The sequence below is a fragment of the Cupriavidus sp. 2TAF22 genome, from assembly GCF_052115045.1.
Lineage (GTDB): Bacteria > Pseudomonadota > Gammaproteobacteria > Burkholderiales > Burkholderiaceae > Cupriavidus.
On the sequence record NZ_JBFRFX010000061.1, the window covers coordinates 16,547 to 31,703 of the forward strand.

The window sequence follows — 15,157 nt, forward strand, 5'->3', positions numbered from 1 at the left end:
CCAACCATCATGACGACTTCAGACCGTATCGAATCCATTGACCTCTCGCTGGTCATCCTGCCGCTGGCCGCACCCATCAGCGACGCCAAGGTGCTGACGGGCCGCCAGCGGCCGCTGACTGAGATCGCGTTCATCTTTGCCGAGATCTTCACAAAGGACGGCCACTCGGGCACCGGCTTCGGCTACTCCAAGCGGGCGGGCGGCCCCGGCATGTTCGCGCATGCCAGGGAGCTGGCCGGCGAGCTGATCGGCGAGGATCCCAACGATATCGGCCGCCTGTTCAACAAGCTGTTGTGGGCCGGCGCATCGATGGGGCGCAGCGGCATGACCACGCAGGCCATTGCCCCGTTCGACGTGGCGCTGTGGGACCTGAAAGCCCGCCGCGCCGGACTGCCATTGGCCAAGCTGCTGGGCGCGCACCGCGATTCGGTGCAGTGCTACAACACGTCGGGTGGCTACCTGTCGATGCCGCTCGACCAGGTGCTCAAGAACATCGACAAGTCGCGCGAGAACGGCATCGGCGGCATCAAGATCAAGGTTGGCCAGCCTGATACCGCCGAAGACCTGCGGCGCGTGAAGGCCGTGCGCGAACATCTGGGCGACGCCTTTCCGTTCATGGTGGACGCCAATCAGCAGTGGGACCGTGCCACGGCACAACGCATGGGTCGTACCCTGGAGGCCTACGACCTGGTATGGATCGAGGAGCCGCTCGATGCGTACGACACCGAAGGCCACGCCGCGCTGGCCGCATCGCTCGACACCCCCATTGCCACTGGCGAAATGCTGACCAGTTTCGGCGAGCACGCGCAACTGATCACGGCGGGTGCGTGCGATTTCGTGCAGCCTGACGCACCGCGTGTAGGTGGCATCACGCCGTTCCTGCAGATCATGCAGCTTGCCGATTTCAAGGGGCTGCGGCTGGCGCCGCATTTCGCGATGGAGATCCATCTGCATCTGGCGGCCGCCTATCCGCGCGAACCGTGGCTTGAACATTTCGAATGGCTGGAGCCGATGTTCAACGAGCGCCTGCAATTGCGCGACGGGCGCATGGTGGTACCCGATCGTCCAGGTCTTGGCTTCAGCCTGAGCGAACAGGCCCGGCGCTGGACGAAGGATACGGCGAGCTTCGGCAAGCGGCCCTGAAGCGGGGCCCTGAAGCAGAAAGGGGCGCCTGATTGTCAGGCGCCCCTTTTCTTGCACAGGCCACGCGCTTGCACGGCAGCCTGCCGGGTGGGCCTACAGCGTGTAGTCCACGGCGGCCCACTCGAAGTACGGCTTCAGGTCTGCCACGAGCGCCTGGTGCAACGGGTGGAACAGATAGGCGTCGAGCGCGGCTGCATTGGCCACCTCCGATTCCAGCACGTAGTCCCAGCAGATCGGCCGGTCCATCTCGTTGCGCGCAAAATGCCACGAAGTGATGGCTGGAATCCCGGCGCCAAGGGCCGCCATGCGCGCCGCAAGCGCGGCCTCGCGCGGGGCGTCTGGCGCCACATCGGATTTGCGCCGGAACAGGACGATGTGTCTCAGCATGGCACCCCCTTGCGGTCGATCAGCCAGGCTGGCGCATCCTGCAGCGCAACGGGACGCAGGAAGCGGTCGAGGGCGGCGTAGCCCACCGACGTGGTAGCCGGTGCCGTCGACGCGGGGAACGGGCCGCCATGGTGCTGCGCGGCGGTCACGGCAACACCCGTCGGCACGCCTGCAAACAGTACGCGCCCCGCCACCTGGGAAGCGGCGCGAACCAGGGCAAGCGTTGCGGCATCGGGTGCGCCCGTGCCGGCGTCGACACCCCATAGCGTCACCGTGAGTGATCCGCCTACCGCACGCAGCATGTCGATGACCTGCGACGGCGCATCGGTGCGGACCACCAGCGCCGCCGCGCCGAATACTTCCTCATGCAAGCCAGTATTGGCGATGAAGGTTGCGGCGTCGGTTTGCGCCAGATACGGGCGCGGCGTGGCATCGGCATTGGCCACATCCGCCACCAGCGGACGGACGCCCGCCGCCTGGCCCCAGCGCGCGGTACCCTTGTCGAACGCGTGACGGATACCCGGCGTCAGCATGGCATGCGGGGTCAGGCCGGCAAGCTGCGTGGCGAGCGCGTCGACGAACGCGTCGCCAGCCGCATCCTTCGGCACGAGGATCACCCCGGGGCTCGTGCAGAACTGGCCGCTGCCCTGGCAGATGGACCCGGCAAGCGTCTGCGCCAGTTCCGTGGCATCGCCGCGCAACGCCGGCGGCAACACGATCACCGGGTTCACTGATCCCAGTTCGCCGAAGAACGGAATCGGTCGCGGCCGCTGCGCCGCGATCCTGGCCAGCGCCGTGCCGCCCACGAACGAACCGGTAAATGCCACGGCGGCAATGGCGTCTGCCTGTACGAGCTGGACGCCCGTGGCGATGGCCGCGCCTTCCACAAAGCCGATCAACCCGGCAGGCAGCTTCTGGTTGGCCATTACCTCCCGCGCGAGCGCCGCGGTCTGCCGCGACAATTCCGGATGGGCGGGATGGGCCTTGACTACCACGGGGCAACCGGCGGCCAGTGCAGACGCCGTGTCGCCGCCGAGCACCGAGAACGCAAACGGGAAATTGCTGGCCGCGAACATCGCCACGGGACCGAGCGGCACGCGGACGCGCGTCAGGCGAGGGCGGCCGGCAGGCGGTGCGCCAGCGACGGCCGCATCGTCCTGAACCGCAAACACGGCGCCTTGTTCGGCCACGTCGGCAAATCCACGCAACTGAAATGCCGTGCGATCGAGTTCGCCATTGAGCCGCGCCGTACCAAGCGCGGTTTCTCGGTCGGCCAGCGGGATAAGGCGCTCGCGTCCGGCCTCCAGTGCTTCGGCAAGGCCGCGCAGCAGACGCGCCCGTGTGGCGCCGGTGCTCGCTGCCCAGTCGGCGGACGCCGCGGATGCCGCAGCCACTGTGGCCGCGATCTGTGCGGGCGTCGATGCCGGCCATGCTTGGCCTGACGGCTGGCCCGTGCGGGCATCGATCGATTGCAGGGTTGGGGTATCGGTCACGCGCTTACTCGCTCTTCAGGTGATAGCCGCGCGCGGCATAGTCAAAGGCCACCAGCTCGTTGATGGTCGCGGTCTTGTCGGCTGGAGACGCGTAGTAGGCGCGGATCTCCTTGATCTTGCCGGTGGCGGGATCGAAGTCGTACCACTCGGCGCCGCGCAGGGCGGTGCCACTCTTGTTCTTCCAGTGCGTCCATTCGATCATCGCCTCGGGCTTGTCGTGGCTGATCAGGATGCGTTCGATGGTCCATTGCGAGCCGAGCGTCTCGACGCACCAGATCCATTTCCTTGCGATGGTGTCGGCCGAGCGCCAGGGCACCTCGGGCAGCCCGGCCGGGAAGTAATGCACCGCGTCGGGTGTGAAGCAGTCCACCAGCCCCCGGTAGTCGGCGGCGTTGCAGGCGTCGAAGTAGCGGCGGATCAGGGCGTCGTAGTAGTCGGGCGTGAATGTCGTCATGCGGAATTCCTTGGCAGTGGCGGGATTCAGCGGGCGCCGCCGGCGGCCGCAATCGGGGTGACGGGCGCGATCCGCGGCCGGCCGGCGGCCACCCATTCGCGATGCTGGGCGCGTGTGGCTTCACAGGGCGGGTACAGCCCCCACAACGCCTCGCCGGCCTGCACGCGCAGCGCCAGGTAGGCCTCGATGTCGTCGCGCCGTTCGCAGAGATCAGCCATTTCCTCGGCCAGATGGGCGGGCACGACGGTAATGTTGTCGCCGTCGCCGTGGATCACGTCACCGGGATAGATGGCCACGCCGGCGCAACCGATGGGCACCTGCAGGTCCGCCACGTGGTGATACGACAACCGCGTGGTGGCCGTGACGCCGGTGCTCCAGATCGGAAAGTCCATCTGGGACAGCTCGACGCCGTCGCGGAACGTGCCGTCGGTAATCACGCCACGTGCACCGCGCATCATCATCCGCGTGATCAGCATGTTGCCCATCGAGGCGGCGCGTCCGTCGCGGTTGCTGTCGATCACCAGCACATGGCCGGCTTCGATCTGCTCGACGCCGACCCATTGCAGATTGTCGGCCGACGGTTCGGTGGTCAGGTTGCCGTAGACGTCGATGTCTTCGCGCGCGGGGATGAATCGCATCGTGTACGCGCGGCCCGCAAACGGCTTGATCTTCGTGTTCAGCGGCTTCAGGCCATGCAATACGGGCTGGCGGAAGCCCTTGATGTAGAGCTGGGTCGTGAGCGATCCACTGGTCACCTTCGCCAGGCGGTCCAGTACGGAATCCGGCACATAGGGGGCCGGAGCCCGTTGCGGAATGGTGGTGAGCGGCGGCGGGGTGACGACGTGCATGCTGTGTCTCGCTGAATGAAAGTGTTGGGTGTGCTCTGATTTGTCCCATATGCTGGGACAGCTGCAGCCAGCGTGGATCGTGTGCGTCGCGCCGCTGCCTTGCAGGCATCCTAGTCAGCTTTCGGCGGTTTTAGAATGGCCGCAGGCTGGCGCCGACGGCGAATCGGCGGCCGATTTCCAAATACTGAGACAAACCGCTATGTCCGCGAATCCTGGTGACGGTACCGGCGCAATCGAGAAGGCCATCGATGTACTCGAGGCCGTTGGCGCGGCCCCCGACGGGCTGAGCCAGACTGAGTTGACCGAGCAACTGTCGCTGCCCCGCACGACGATCTATCGCCTGCTGGCCACGCTGGTGGCGCGCGGCATGCTACGTCGTGATCCCGCGCGCAAGGTCTACCGGCTGGGCTTTCGTTGCTTCGAGATGGCGCGGCAGGCCTACACGATGCCCGACCTGGTGGCGGCCGCGGCCAATGAGATGCGTGGTCTGCGCGACCTGACCGGCGAGACGTGCTACCTGGCGACGCTGGACGGACTTGAGGTGATTTCCCTGGAGCGCTGCGACGGCGCGCATAGCGAGCGCTCGGCGGCAGCGCTGGGCCAGCGCAAGCCGTTGCACTGCACCAGCCAGGGCAAGGCGATCCTGTCGGCGATGAACGGCGCCGCGCGTGACAACATCGTGCGGGAACTGACGCTCAAGCCACTGACGCCGCTGACGATCACGGACCGGCGTCGCCTGAACGCCGAACTGAACATCACGGCCGCACGCGGCTATGCCATCGACGACGAGGAGATCGTGCTGGGCGTGCGGTGTGTCGGCGCGCCGATCGTCGACAGCCAGGGCGCGGTGCGCGGGGCGATCAGCGTGGCCGGGCCGGCGTACCGGCTGACGCGCGAGCGGCTGGAACTGCTGGGTCCGGAGATCGCCGAGGCCGCGCGGCGCGTGGGCGCGGAAATCGGGGCACTCAAGCCCATTGCACCCGGCAGCGCCGTGCAGGCGGTGCCGGGGCCATGGGCGTTTCAGGGCGCGTATCCGTTCTGGGACGCGGATGCGAACCGCCTGCGGTGGGCCGATGTGCTCGCGCCGGCGGTACGCTGCCTCGATGTGGCCCCCGACGGCACCATGCAGCATCGGGTGCTGGTGCGCGTCGAGGCGCCGATTCGGGCGATGCAGCCGATGGGCGATGCGCTGCTTGTGGTGCACGACAACGGCGTGGCAATCGTGGGCGCGGATGGCAGCATACGGCCGGCCGACGCCTGGCAAGGAGCGGCGTCTGGCGTGCGGGCGCTGTGCGCGGACAAGGACGGCACACTGTGGGTGGCGGTGCCTGTGTCAGCCGGTGGCTGTCAGGTTGGCGCGTGGCGCGAGGGCGAAGCGTGGCAGCTCCAATGGAACATCGCCGAACCCGTGCAAGCGTTGCGCTGGTCCGCCGATGGCGGCCACCTGTATGCCACGACGCCGGGCTCTGGCTCGATTCTCGTACTGGATCCAGAGAGCCGGGCAGTGCGCCGGCTGGCCACGGTACCCAAAGGCGCGGGCAGGCCACATGGCCTGGCCATCGACGACGGCGGCGGTATCTGGACGGCGCTGTGCGACGGCTGGAGCGTGATGCGGTTCCTGCCCGATGGCACGCTGGACCGGGTGGTCGGCATGCCGGTGCCGTGTCCGTCGGACGTCTGCGTGGGCGGGGCGCAGGGCGACCGCCTGTTCATCACGTCGTCGCGGCAGCAGGTGCCGCTTGATGTGCTGGGCAAGGCAGCGTTGTCGGGGTGCCTGTTCGAACTGCACCTGTAGCGGCACGTGGCCTGCGAGGCCGATCCTCAACAATCGCCCGGATTTTCCACATGCTGGAACTGGCTGGGTATCGTGCACGGGAACGGCGCATCCGACGATTCCGTAACGGGGCGCTGGTCTATAGCATGTGAGACATACCTCGGGCACTGAGCCGGGGGTTGCCATCCGCAATGACAAAGTCCAGGACGTGGGACGACCTGGCTATACCGGAGACCCCAGTCCATGGCCAATGCTGCAAACACATCGGCGCTCCAGTTCCAGGGATACGTACGCGGCGACGGTCGCGTGGCCACCCGAAACTACCTGGGCGTGCTGATCGTCGGCAACTGCGCGGCGACAGCGGCCCGCAAGGTGGCGGACCATTTCACGGCCGAACGACTGGCCGCCTATCCCAACGTGGACGGCGTCGTGCCGTTCATCCACGAGCTCGGATGCGGCATGGAAAAGAGCGGCGAGCCGATGGACCTGCTGCGCCGCACGCTGGGCGGCAGCATCCGCAACCCGAACGTGGCCGGCGCCGTGGTGCTGGCCCTGGGGTGCGACCGCAACAACATCTACGCGTTCCTGGAGCAGGAGGAACTGGTGGAAGGGCCCATGTTGCACTCGGTGGTGCTGCAGGAGGTGGGCGGCACCACCAATTCGATCGAGGCCGGCGTGAAGGCCATCGAAGCCATGCTGCCGGCAGCCAACCAGTTCGCGCGCCAGACGGTGTCGGCCGCACACCTGACGGTCGGCCTGCAGGGCGAAGCGCTCGATGCCGAAGCGTCGCGTGTCCAGGCCGCCATCGGCGCGGCCGCTGATCAACTGGTCGCGGCCGGCGGCACGGTTATCGTTTCCGACACTGCCGCCACGGGTGCCGGGCTGGCGCAGCGGGCCAGGACCGATGCGCTGAAGCAGGAAGTCGAACAGACCATCGTCTGGTGGCGCGCCTACACGGCCGGCCGTGACACCGTAAAGCCTGCCGAGGCTACGCCCGGCGTGCCCGCGTGGTATGGCGCCGGTGCGCTGGACGCCGCTGTCCGGTACGCCGAGCCGCTCGCCGACGGCCAGCACGGCCTGGTGCTGATGGATTCACCCAGTCATGAGGCGGTGTGCGCCAGCGGCCAGGTGGCCTCGGGCGCAACGCTGCTGTGCGTGGCCCGGCCTGAAGCCACCGGCTTCGGCGCCGCCGCCGTGCCGACCGTAAACGTCGCCGTGAGTGCCACGCAGTTTGCCGAATACGAAGACGACCTTGATATCGATGGGTCGCAACTGGTGGCCGAAGGTGCCAGTGCCGAGCAGGCCGGCTTGCGGCTGCTGCAGCAGTGGCTCGCGTATGCATCGGGACAGCAAGCGCAGAGCGAATACTTTGGCACCGGCGAATCGAAATTCATGCCCTGGTCGATCGGCGTCTTTGCATAAGGAATTCCCATGAACAAAGTCACTGTAGAACCGAAGCCGCTCCGCATTCCGCCGGCCGCCAAGCCGTCCGCCGATGTGCTGCGCAACCCGTTTATCCGGCTGGATCCGAAAGACAACGTCGTGGTGGCACGCGTCGAGGTGGAGGCCGGCACGCTGGTGCCCAACGAAGGCGGCGGCACGGCGCTGCTCACGCTGGAAAAGGTGCCGGCCGGGCACAAGGTGACTACGCGTGCCATCCAGCGCGGCGAGCCGATCCTCAAGTACAACACGGTGATCGGCTTCGCACGCGAGGATCTGCCCGCCGGCACCTGGGCACACAGCCACAATATCGTGTTCGACGATGTGGTGAAGGACTATCGCCATGGCCTGGACTACGTGCCGACCCGCATCCTGCCGCCGGAGCAGCGCGCCCGCTTCATGGGCATCGTGCGGCCGGACGGCCGTGTTGCCACGCGCAACGTCGTCGGAATCTTCGCGATCAGCCATCGCGCGGGGGCGGTGGTGCGCAAGATCGCCTCGGCATTCCGGCCGGAAGCCATCGCCGGATACGCGAACGTTGACGCCGTAGCGGGCTTTGCGCATGACCAGGGCGCCGGCATGGAACTGAGCGGCGAGCCAATGGCGATGCTGCGGCGTACGCTGGGCGGCACGATCCGCAACGTCAACACGGCAGCGGCGCTGGTGGTGGCCTATGGCGAGGAAGAGAACGAACTGCTGGCCTTCCTGCAGGATCAGGGCCTGGCGCCTGGCCCCACGCTGCGCACGCTGGTCATCCGCGAGGCGGGCGGCAGCCGCAAGGCCGTCGATGCCGGCGTGGCCATCGTCCGCGAGCTGCTGCCCGAGGCCAACCGCGTGCACCGGGAGCCGGTCTCGGCCGAGCATATTTCGATCGGCCTGCAGTGCGGCGGCTCGGACGGGTTCTCGGGACTGTCGGCCAACCCGGCGCTGGGACGCGCCATGGAACTGCTGATCGAGAACGGCGGTACGGCGATCCTCTCGGAGACGTCGGAAATCTTTGGCGTCGAGCACACGCTGACCGCGCGCGCCCGCACGCCCGAAGTCGGCCAGAAGCTGGTGGCGCGCATCGACTGGTGGCTACGCTACAACGCCGGCCGCGATACGCAGATCAACGGCCAGGTCAGCCCGGGCAACAATGCAGGCGGGCTGGCCAACGTGCTCGAAAAATCGCTGGGCGGCGCCAAGAAGGGCGGCAATGCCCCGTTGATGGAGGTGTACGAGTACGCCGAGCGCGTCACGCAGCATGGCCTGGTCTTCATGGATACGCCGGGCTACGACCCGGTGTCCGCCACCGGCCAGATTGCAGGCGGCGCGAACCTGATCTGCTTCACCACGGGCCGGGGCTCGTGCTTTGGCTCCTTGCCGGCGCCGACCATCAAGCTGGCGAGCAATACGCCGATGTACGTGCGGATGGAGGCGGACATGGACATCAACTGCGGCCCGATCATCGACGGGGACGCCACGCTCGAGCAGATGGGCCGCGAGATCTTCGCGCGCATTCTGGACCACGCGTCGGGCACCAAGACCAAGAGCGAGGCGCTTGGGGTGGGCGAGCACGAGTTTGTGCCCTGGCCCGTTGGGGTCACGGTCTGACGCCTGGGTGCAGGGTTCACCCGCGCGAGACGCAGAATAGGCGGCCCGCGGCCGGGACGGAGCGCAGCACACCGGGCGCTACCGACTGCCGGGCGCTGGTGACGTGGAGCTTCTCGCCCGTTTCTCGGCCGGTGGCGACGCTCATTGGGGGGTGCGCCGGCAACGGATCAATGCAGCCGTCGGCCAACGGTTCCGCATCCAATTCGCCCGACAAGCCTTTGCTTGACCGGCCACCGCACGGAACATATCCGCCGGACTCCACATACAAGCCCTTCAGCAAGGTCGTTGCGATGCCGCAAAGTGTGGTGCGAACGCGTGAACTTGTGCGGATGGGGGCGTCATCCATTGCCTGATGAATGCCGGCGTTTTGTTTGTCCGGCGATTCTATGGCGCGGGTCTGACAATCCCAACGGTGTTCCATCAGGTGAAACGCTGGCACACGTGCGCGTGCCGTCGGTGGTATCGGTTATGGCCTGCCTAGACGCGGAAGAGGCTGATCAGTACGCCGTAAAACGCCAGGACTTGTAGATCGCCACATCATTTCGCGAGCCTGCGAAAGTTGCTGTGTATGTGCCGGCAGCGATGGGCTGCGTGGGGAGCAGGAACACTACCCCTCGAAACAAGCTCGTGTCCTCGACAGCCGAAGCCACCGAGCCAGCCTTGGATTCGGCAGGCACGAGTATGCGAGCCGGTACGCGACTGCCGCCAGGCCCCGTCAGGATGAAGTTCGAGACCTTCAGCACGTCAGATGGCTTTTCAACATTGACGCGAAACATGATCGGGGGACCGGCTCTGGCCAGATCGGGCGCTGGATTCGGGATCTCGTTGCCAGGAATGAACAAGCCGTGGACGTTGGCATTGTCGGCCGGGTAGTGGGCGCCAGTGCCGGGAGGCAGTTGTTGGCCGCCCCATTGGGCGAGGCCATAGCCACCGGTTCCGGCTGCGGTCACCACACCAAAGTTCGTCACGCAGTAATTGTCATGCATGGCAATGCCGATGGTCTCCTGATTGCTGGTAATCCCTTGCAAGTGGTAAACCGAGTTCGCCATCGTGGCAAGACAGCGACCAATCTCGCCGTTGTAAGCATTCTGTCCAACCCATTGCTTGTGCCAGCCGCCCACGGTGAGTACTTGCTGGTACGGATCGGGACTGGTGAAACCAGGATTCCCGGGGATCTCCGTGTGGCTCATCACCGCGTTGAGCTTCATATACTCCAGGTGGTTCTCGGCCGCGGCGTCCAGGGCGGCGTCTTGCCGCAACGCGCCTACACCCATTGCGATGCGCAGGGAGTTGAGCGCATTGAAGAATTCGAGGCGCGGGTCGGTTCTGGAGTAAGTGGATGTGAGCGCGATCGCAGTCGAAGCAGAAGACGACGATTCCTTCCTGATGGTCGGTGTGCGTGGCAGGTTTGAAGCGATCGTTGGAGGGGTGGCGCCAGCGCTACCTATGCTGGCGCAGACCGCGACGAAGGTAGACATCGCGGCAATTGCGAAGAGGCTCTGTTTCACGTTTTTCCGGTTATTTTAGGTCTGTACAAGCGGGGCTAAGGATCCGCGGGTGACCCTGGTAAATCCGCTTCCGGAGACTTAACGCGATACTGGGAAGATTCGTGCACAGGTGCATGCGCGCCTGGCGCGACTAGCCGGGGGCGTGGGTAGGGCGCGCCGTCGGCGCCCATGCAGATGCAAGAACCTAGAGACTGTCCAGGTACCCCCGGAGAGGGATCTGAGTATTAGTGTTTGACACGTAACGCACCCGGATGCAGTAGCACCAGGATCCGATAGGGGCCGGCGAGTCACGCAGGCGCACTACAAGCGTTTCGCGTGCTCGAGGGAGTGGACCCCAACCACCCCACGCATGACGTTTAGGCCTTCGGTGGACGCCCGGTCTTGATGGCTTCGACTTTTGCGACCGCAGTTAGCAATCGCTCTGGCGATTTCGCGGCAAGAAGCAGCAAACCTGCTCGCAGGATCTCGCAAGGCAATGTCGACTGGCGGCAAGTGGTAGTGCATCACTAGACGTGAACTAAAAATCACATAATCATTATTATGTTAAATTGTTATGCTACATAACAATGAGCACGGCGATCCCATTGGTTTAAGTGCGACCCCGATTGCTGCGGCAGCCTGCAGGCAGCGACGCTGCTCACGACTCGATATCCAGCCGCGGTCGACTCGGCCTAGCGGTGTATGGCGCACATCGTCATCTGCAAACATACGCTGGCCGGCGGAGATTGTGTGGTGACAAACGCAATACCCTTCGCCTCCAAACCTACAATGGTTTACGTGGGCGACTTCACGCAGATGTTTGACTGATACCGGATGCGTCATCGCGGCTATCCCACAGGCATTGCCCCATGCCGCTGGCAGATCAGCATTGCGCCGACATCCGACCGCGGCAGGCCATGGATGGCGGTCCAGAAAGGAGCATGATCGATGCGCTTGCCCGGGAGGCCCGGTACACGACTGCCAGGCATTGCCATCGCGGCTGGGGTCGTCATTGCTGGCCTGATCATGGTCGGGCGCGTCATCGGCTTGCTGATTGACTGGCTGTGGTTTTCCTCCGTCGGCTACGGCGACGTTTTCTGGACGATCTTTGTCACCCGGGCGCTTCTGTTCGGCGCCGTCTTCGCTGTTTCGGCGTACGCGCTATGGCTGTCCGGATGGTTGGCGCACCGCCATGCAAGGCGCCTGGGCACGCGGGGCGCGGACACGGTCCTTCCGCCAGGGGCGCCGGAAGTCCTGAGTGAATTGATCGGCGAAGTCGCGCAGCATCTTCGCTGGCGCACCACCATCGCCGGCGTGGCCGTCCTGCTCGGCTTGCTCATCGCCACGGGTGATATCACTAACTGGGACATCGCGCTTCGTTTCGTCAAGCAGGTGCCGTTCGGCAAGGCCGATCCAATCTTCGGCAAGGATATCGGCTTCTACCTGTTCTCGCTGCCTGCCTATGTCGCGCTCAGGAACTGGCTGCAACTGTTGCTCGGTGGCTGCGCGGGCGTCGCCGCCGTGGTCTACGGGTTGCGCGGCGACATCGCGATCATGCTGCCACCGCGCAGGTTGTCGCCAGCCGCCGCCGCGCACGGTTCGATCCTGCTGGGCTTGTTCTTCCTCCTGCAGGCCTGGTCTTACTGGCTCGATCGCTTTCTGCTGCTTTACGGCGACAATGGTGTCGTGGTGGGCGCCAGCTATACCGATGCCCACGTCCAGTTGCCCGTCCTGTGGTTACTTGCGGGCCTCGCCGCCGCGGCCGCGGTCGCGACATGGGCCAATTTGCGTTGGCGGGACTATCGGGTTCCCGCCGTCTCGATACTGACGATATTCGGCGGCGCAATCGTACTCACCCTGATCTATCCGGCGCTGTTCCAACGGTTCTACGTCAAGCCGAACGAACTACAGCTTGAGACGCCGTATATCAGGAACAGTATTGCGTTGACGCGGGAGGCCTATGGGCTGGCGCGGATCGCGGTAAAGCCGTTTCCGGCCGAACAAAACCTGAATCTCGCCGCGCTCGACGCCAATCGGGCAACCGTCGACAACATCCGTTTGTGGGACCTGCAGCCGTTGCGGGATACCTACGCACAGTTGCAGGAGATCAGAACCTATTACCGGTTCCTTGCGACCGATATCGACCGATACTGGCTCAGTGCCGGCTACCAGCAGGTGATGCTGTCGGCGCGGGAACTGGAGCCATCGCTGCTTCCGGCCAACGCCCAGACCTGGGTGAACCTGCATCTCCTGTTCACCCACGGCAATGGCGTCGTCATGTCACCGGTCAAGGAGAAATCCCCGGAAGGCCTGCCGACCCTCTATCTGCAGAATATTCCGCCTGTCTCCACCGGCGGGCCGACCATCCAGGAGCCGCGGCTGTATTTCGGAGAAGGCGGCAAGGACTACGTCATCGTCAATGGCAGCACGCCCGAATTCGACTATCCCAAGGCCGAGGAAAATGTCTACACGACTTATCACGGGCGGGACGGCATTGCCATTGGCAACCTGGCGCTCCAGGCACTCTTCGCCTGGCAATTCAGCGATCCCAATATTCTCGTAAGCGAGTATGTCGCGCCCGCGAGCCGGATCCTGCTCCATCGCAATATTCAGGATCGGGTGCGCACGATCGCGCCGTTCCTCACCATCGACCATGATCCCTATATCGTCGTAAGCGACGGGCGCCTTTTCTGGATCCAGGATGCCTACACTACCAGCCGGTGGTTCCCGTACTCGCCGCCGGGTTCCGAGGATGGCGACAACTACATCCGCAATGCGGTCAAGGTGGTGATCGATGCCTACCATGGCACGGTCGACTTCTACGTCAGCGATCCTGCCGATCCGCTCGTGCAAACGTACCAGCGCATCTTCCCGGGCCTGTTCAAGCCTCTGGGCAAGATGCCAGAGACGCTGCGGCAGCATATCCGCTACCCTGAAGATCTGTTCCTGATCCAGGCACAGGTCTATCGCGCGTACCACATGGAAGCGCCGGAAGTCTTCTATAACCGCGAGGATCTCTGGCAGTTCCCGCGCAACCTGGCCGACATCGACGCGGCGAAGGCTCCCGCCACGCCGATGATGCCCTACTACATGATCGTGCGGCTTCCCGCGGAGCCGCGTGCCGAGTTTGTTCTCATGCTGCCGATGGTACCTAGCCGGCGCGAGAACATGATTGCCTGGCTGGCGGCGCGTTGCGATGGACCCGATTACGGCAAACTCGTTGTCTACACGTTCCCCAAGGACAAGCTGGTCTACGGCCCGTTCCAGATCGAGGCACGCATCCAGCAAAATACGGAAATCTCACAGCAGATCTCGCTGTGGAACCAGATGGGTTCGCGCGTCATCCGCGGCCACCTGCAGGTCGTGCCCATCGAGGGCTCGATTCTTTACGTCTCGCCGCTCTACTTACGTGCGGAATCCGGGCAATTGCCTGAGTTGAAGCGCGTGATCGTCGCCTATGGAGACCGCGTCGTCATGGAGGAAACGCTGGGCGCGGCCCTGGCGGCGCTCTTCAAGGATACGCCTCCGGCGGGGATACCGCCCGGAGGCGCCGGAGGCAAGCGCGCCCGCGACGCATTAGCGCACTACAACCGAGCCATCGAGCGATTGAAGGCGGGAGACTGGGGCGGCTTTGGCATGGAACTCGATGCCATGCGCCCACTGCTTGAAGCGCTCGGCACGGAAGGTTCCGATGGACGGAAATAACCTGACTGCCCAACGGCAGCCTCCGGCCGATACTGTTTGAAAGACTCGGCATCAGTTGGCGTCGGCAACTCTCCCTGAGATCATCGATCGACGAGGGTATCAGCCATGATGGGTCAACAAAGTGGATCGCAGGACCGGCTCTTCTACTCGTTCAACCTTGACGACCATACCCTCGAATCACCTCTTATGAGGCATTGATCGATTCTTTGATCTTGTCGATCTGCGCCAGCATCTGGCGCCTCATTGCTGCCACACCGGAGGTCCATAGATCCAGAGCTGATGGTCCGCATGCTCATCGTGGGCTACTGCTTTGGCATTCGGTCCGGGCGTCGCCTCTGCGAAGAGATTCTCTTGAGCCTGGCCCGTTCGCCATCGGCCGCTTAAAGCACATCCGCGCTTCTCAAGTCGCCCTGCCCTTTCCTCTCGTCTGCATCCGTCGGGATTGTCGTGGTCGAACCAAGGCGTCGGCTGTTAGTTACCGGCTACTGTGCATGTCTGCCGATTGAGCGACCTCAATTGCGTGCTCTCGCGGCTTGGCGGATACTGGGTGCGGGCAACACGCAATGGTTGCCCGACTTCTTCATGGACGTTCCGCGGCTCTCGCTACCGGTCGAGAGCCGCTTTTTTCTGGGTCGCACCTTCGCGCAACGTTGAGCGTCGGGTTGCGCGGCCGCCGCTCACGTCGTCACACAGAACGTCCTAGTACAACATCCCGTAAATAGATTTAATAATTATCAGGCTGTAGGTACGGCTCCAGGAGCGTGACGACCACCTGGGCCATCTCGTCGAGCGAGCCTGCGCCTGGCAACGGCTCCCAACGCCCACTATGGTTG

Annotated in this window: 10 protein-coding genes and 1 pseudogene; 6 read left to right on the plus strand and 5 right to left on the minus strand. The window is 64.6% G+C overall.

The window, feature by feature from the left end:
• Window positions 1–9: 9 nt before the first annotated feature.
• Complete coding sequence (locus AB4Z48_RS37160) at window positions 10–1,143, plus strand: L-talarate/galactarate dehydratase (RefSeq protein ID WP_441623368.1); 1,134 nt, start codon at window positions 10–12, stop codon at window positions 1,141–1,143.
• 93 nt (window positions 1,144–1,236) lie between these two features.
• Here AB4Z48_RS37160 and AB4Z48_RS37165 read toward each other — a convergent pair whose 3' ends face one another.
• The 4 genes from AB4Z48_RS37165 to AB4Z48_RS37180 are packed head-to-tail and all read right to left on the minus strand — an operon-like array spanning window position 1,237 to window position 4,325.
• Window positions 1,237–1,530, minus strand: a complete 294-nt coding sequence (locus AB4Z48_RS37165; RefSeq protein ID WP_441623370.1) for a Dabb family protein — start codon at window positions 1,528–1,530, stop codon at window positions 1,237–1,239.
• Window positions 1,524–3,023, minus strand: coding sequence for an aldehyde dehydrogenase (NADP(+)) (locus AB4Z48_RS37170; RefSeq protein WP_441623372.1), 1,500 nt, complete (start codon window positions 3,021–3,023; stop codon window positions 1,524–1,526). The genes AB4Z48_RS37165 and AB4Z48_RS37170 overlap by 7 nt, the downstream gene beginning before the upstream one ends.
• 4 nt (window positions 3,024–3,027) lie before the next feature.
• Window positions 3,028–3,477: a nuclear transport factor 2 family protein gene (locus AB4Z48_RS37175; protein WP_441623374.1), complete on the minus strand. Its 450-nt coding sequence runs from the start codon at window positions 3,475–3,477 to the stop codon at window positions 3,028–3,030.
• Between the two features lie 26 nt (window positions 3,478–3,503).
• On the minus strand, window positions 3,504–4,325 hold the full coding sequence (locus tag AB4Z48_RS37180) for a ribonuclease activity regulator RraA (RefSeq protein ID WP_441623375.1): 822 nt from the start codon (window positions 4,323–4,325) through the stop codon (window positions 3,504–3,506).
• 49 nt (window positions 4,326–4,374) lie between these two features.
• On the opposite strand from AB4Z48_RS37180, the gene AB4Z48_RS37185 reads away from it, so the two are divergent.
• From AB4Z48_RS37185 to AB4Z48_RS37195, 3 genes are all read left to right on the plus strand, one after another.
• Window positions 4,375–6,120, plus strand: coding sequence for an IclR family transcriptional regulator domain-containing protein (locus AB4Z48_RS37185; RefSeq protein WP_441623377.1), 1,746 nt, complete (start codon window positions 4,375–4,377; stop codon window positions 6,118–6,120).
• A 222-nt stretch (window positions 6,121–6,342) separates the two neighbouring features.
• The gene (locus tag AB4Z48_RS37190) at window positions 6,343–7,521 is read left to right on the plus strand and encodes a UxaA family hydrolase (protein ID WP_441623379.1); all 1,179 of its coding nucleotides are present in this window, start codon (window positions 6,343–6,345) and stop codon (window positions 7,519–7,521) included.
• 9 nt (window positions 7,522–7,530) lie between these two features.
• Window positions 7,531–9,132 (plus strand): UxaA family hydrolase, encoded by a 1,602-nt coding sequence (locus AB4Z48_RS37195; RefSeq protein ID WP_441623381.1) that lies wholly within the window; start codon window positions 7,531–7,533, stop codon window positions 9,130–9,132.
• 497 nt (window positions 9,133–9,629) lie between these two features.
• Here the strand turns inward: AB4Z48_RS37195 and AB4Z48_RS37200 are convergent, their stop codons facing one another.
• Window positions 9,630–10,640 (minus strand): CAP domain-containing protein, encoded by a 1,011-nt coding sequence (locus AB4Z48_RS37200; protein ID WP_441623383.1) that lies wholly within the window; start codon window positions 10,638–10,640, stop codon window positions 9,630–9,632.
• Window positions 10,641–11,567: 927 nt separating this feature from the next.
• Between AB4Z48_RS37200 and AB4Z48_RS37205 the strand changes: the two genes are divergently transcribed.
• Window positions 11,568–14,324, plus strand: coding sequence for a UPF0182 family membrane protein (locus AB4Z48_RS37205; RefSeq protein ID WP_441623385.1), 2,757 nt, complete (start codon window positions 11,568–11,570; stop codon window positions 14,322–14,324).
• A 105-nt stretch (window positions 14,325–14,429) separates the two neighbouring features.
• A pseudogene (locus AB4Z48_RS37210) lies at window positions 14,430–14,687 on the plus strand (transposase); the annotation flags it as partial.
• Between the last annotated feature and the right edge of the window lie 470 nt (window positions 14,688–15,157).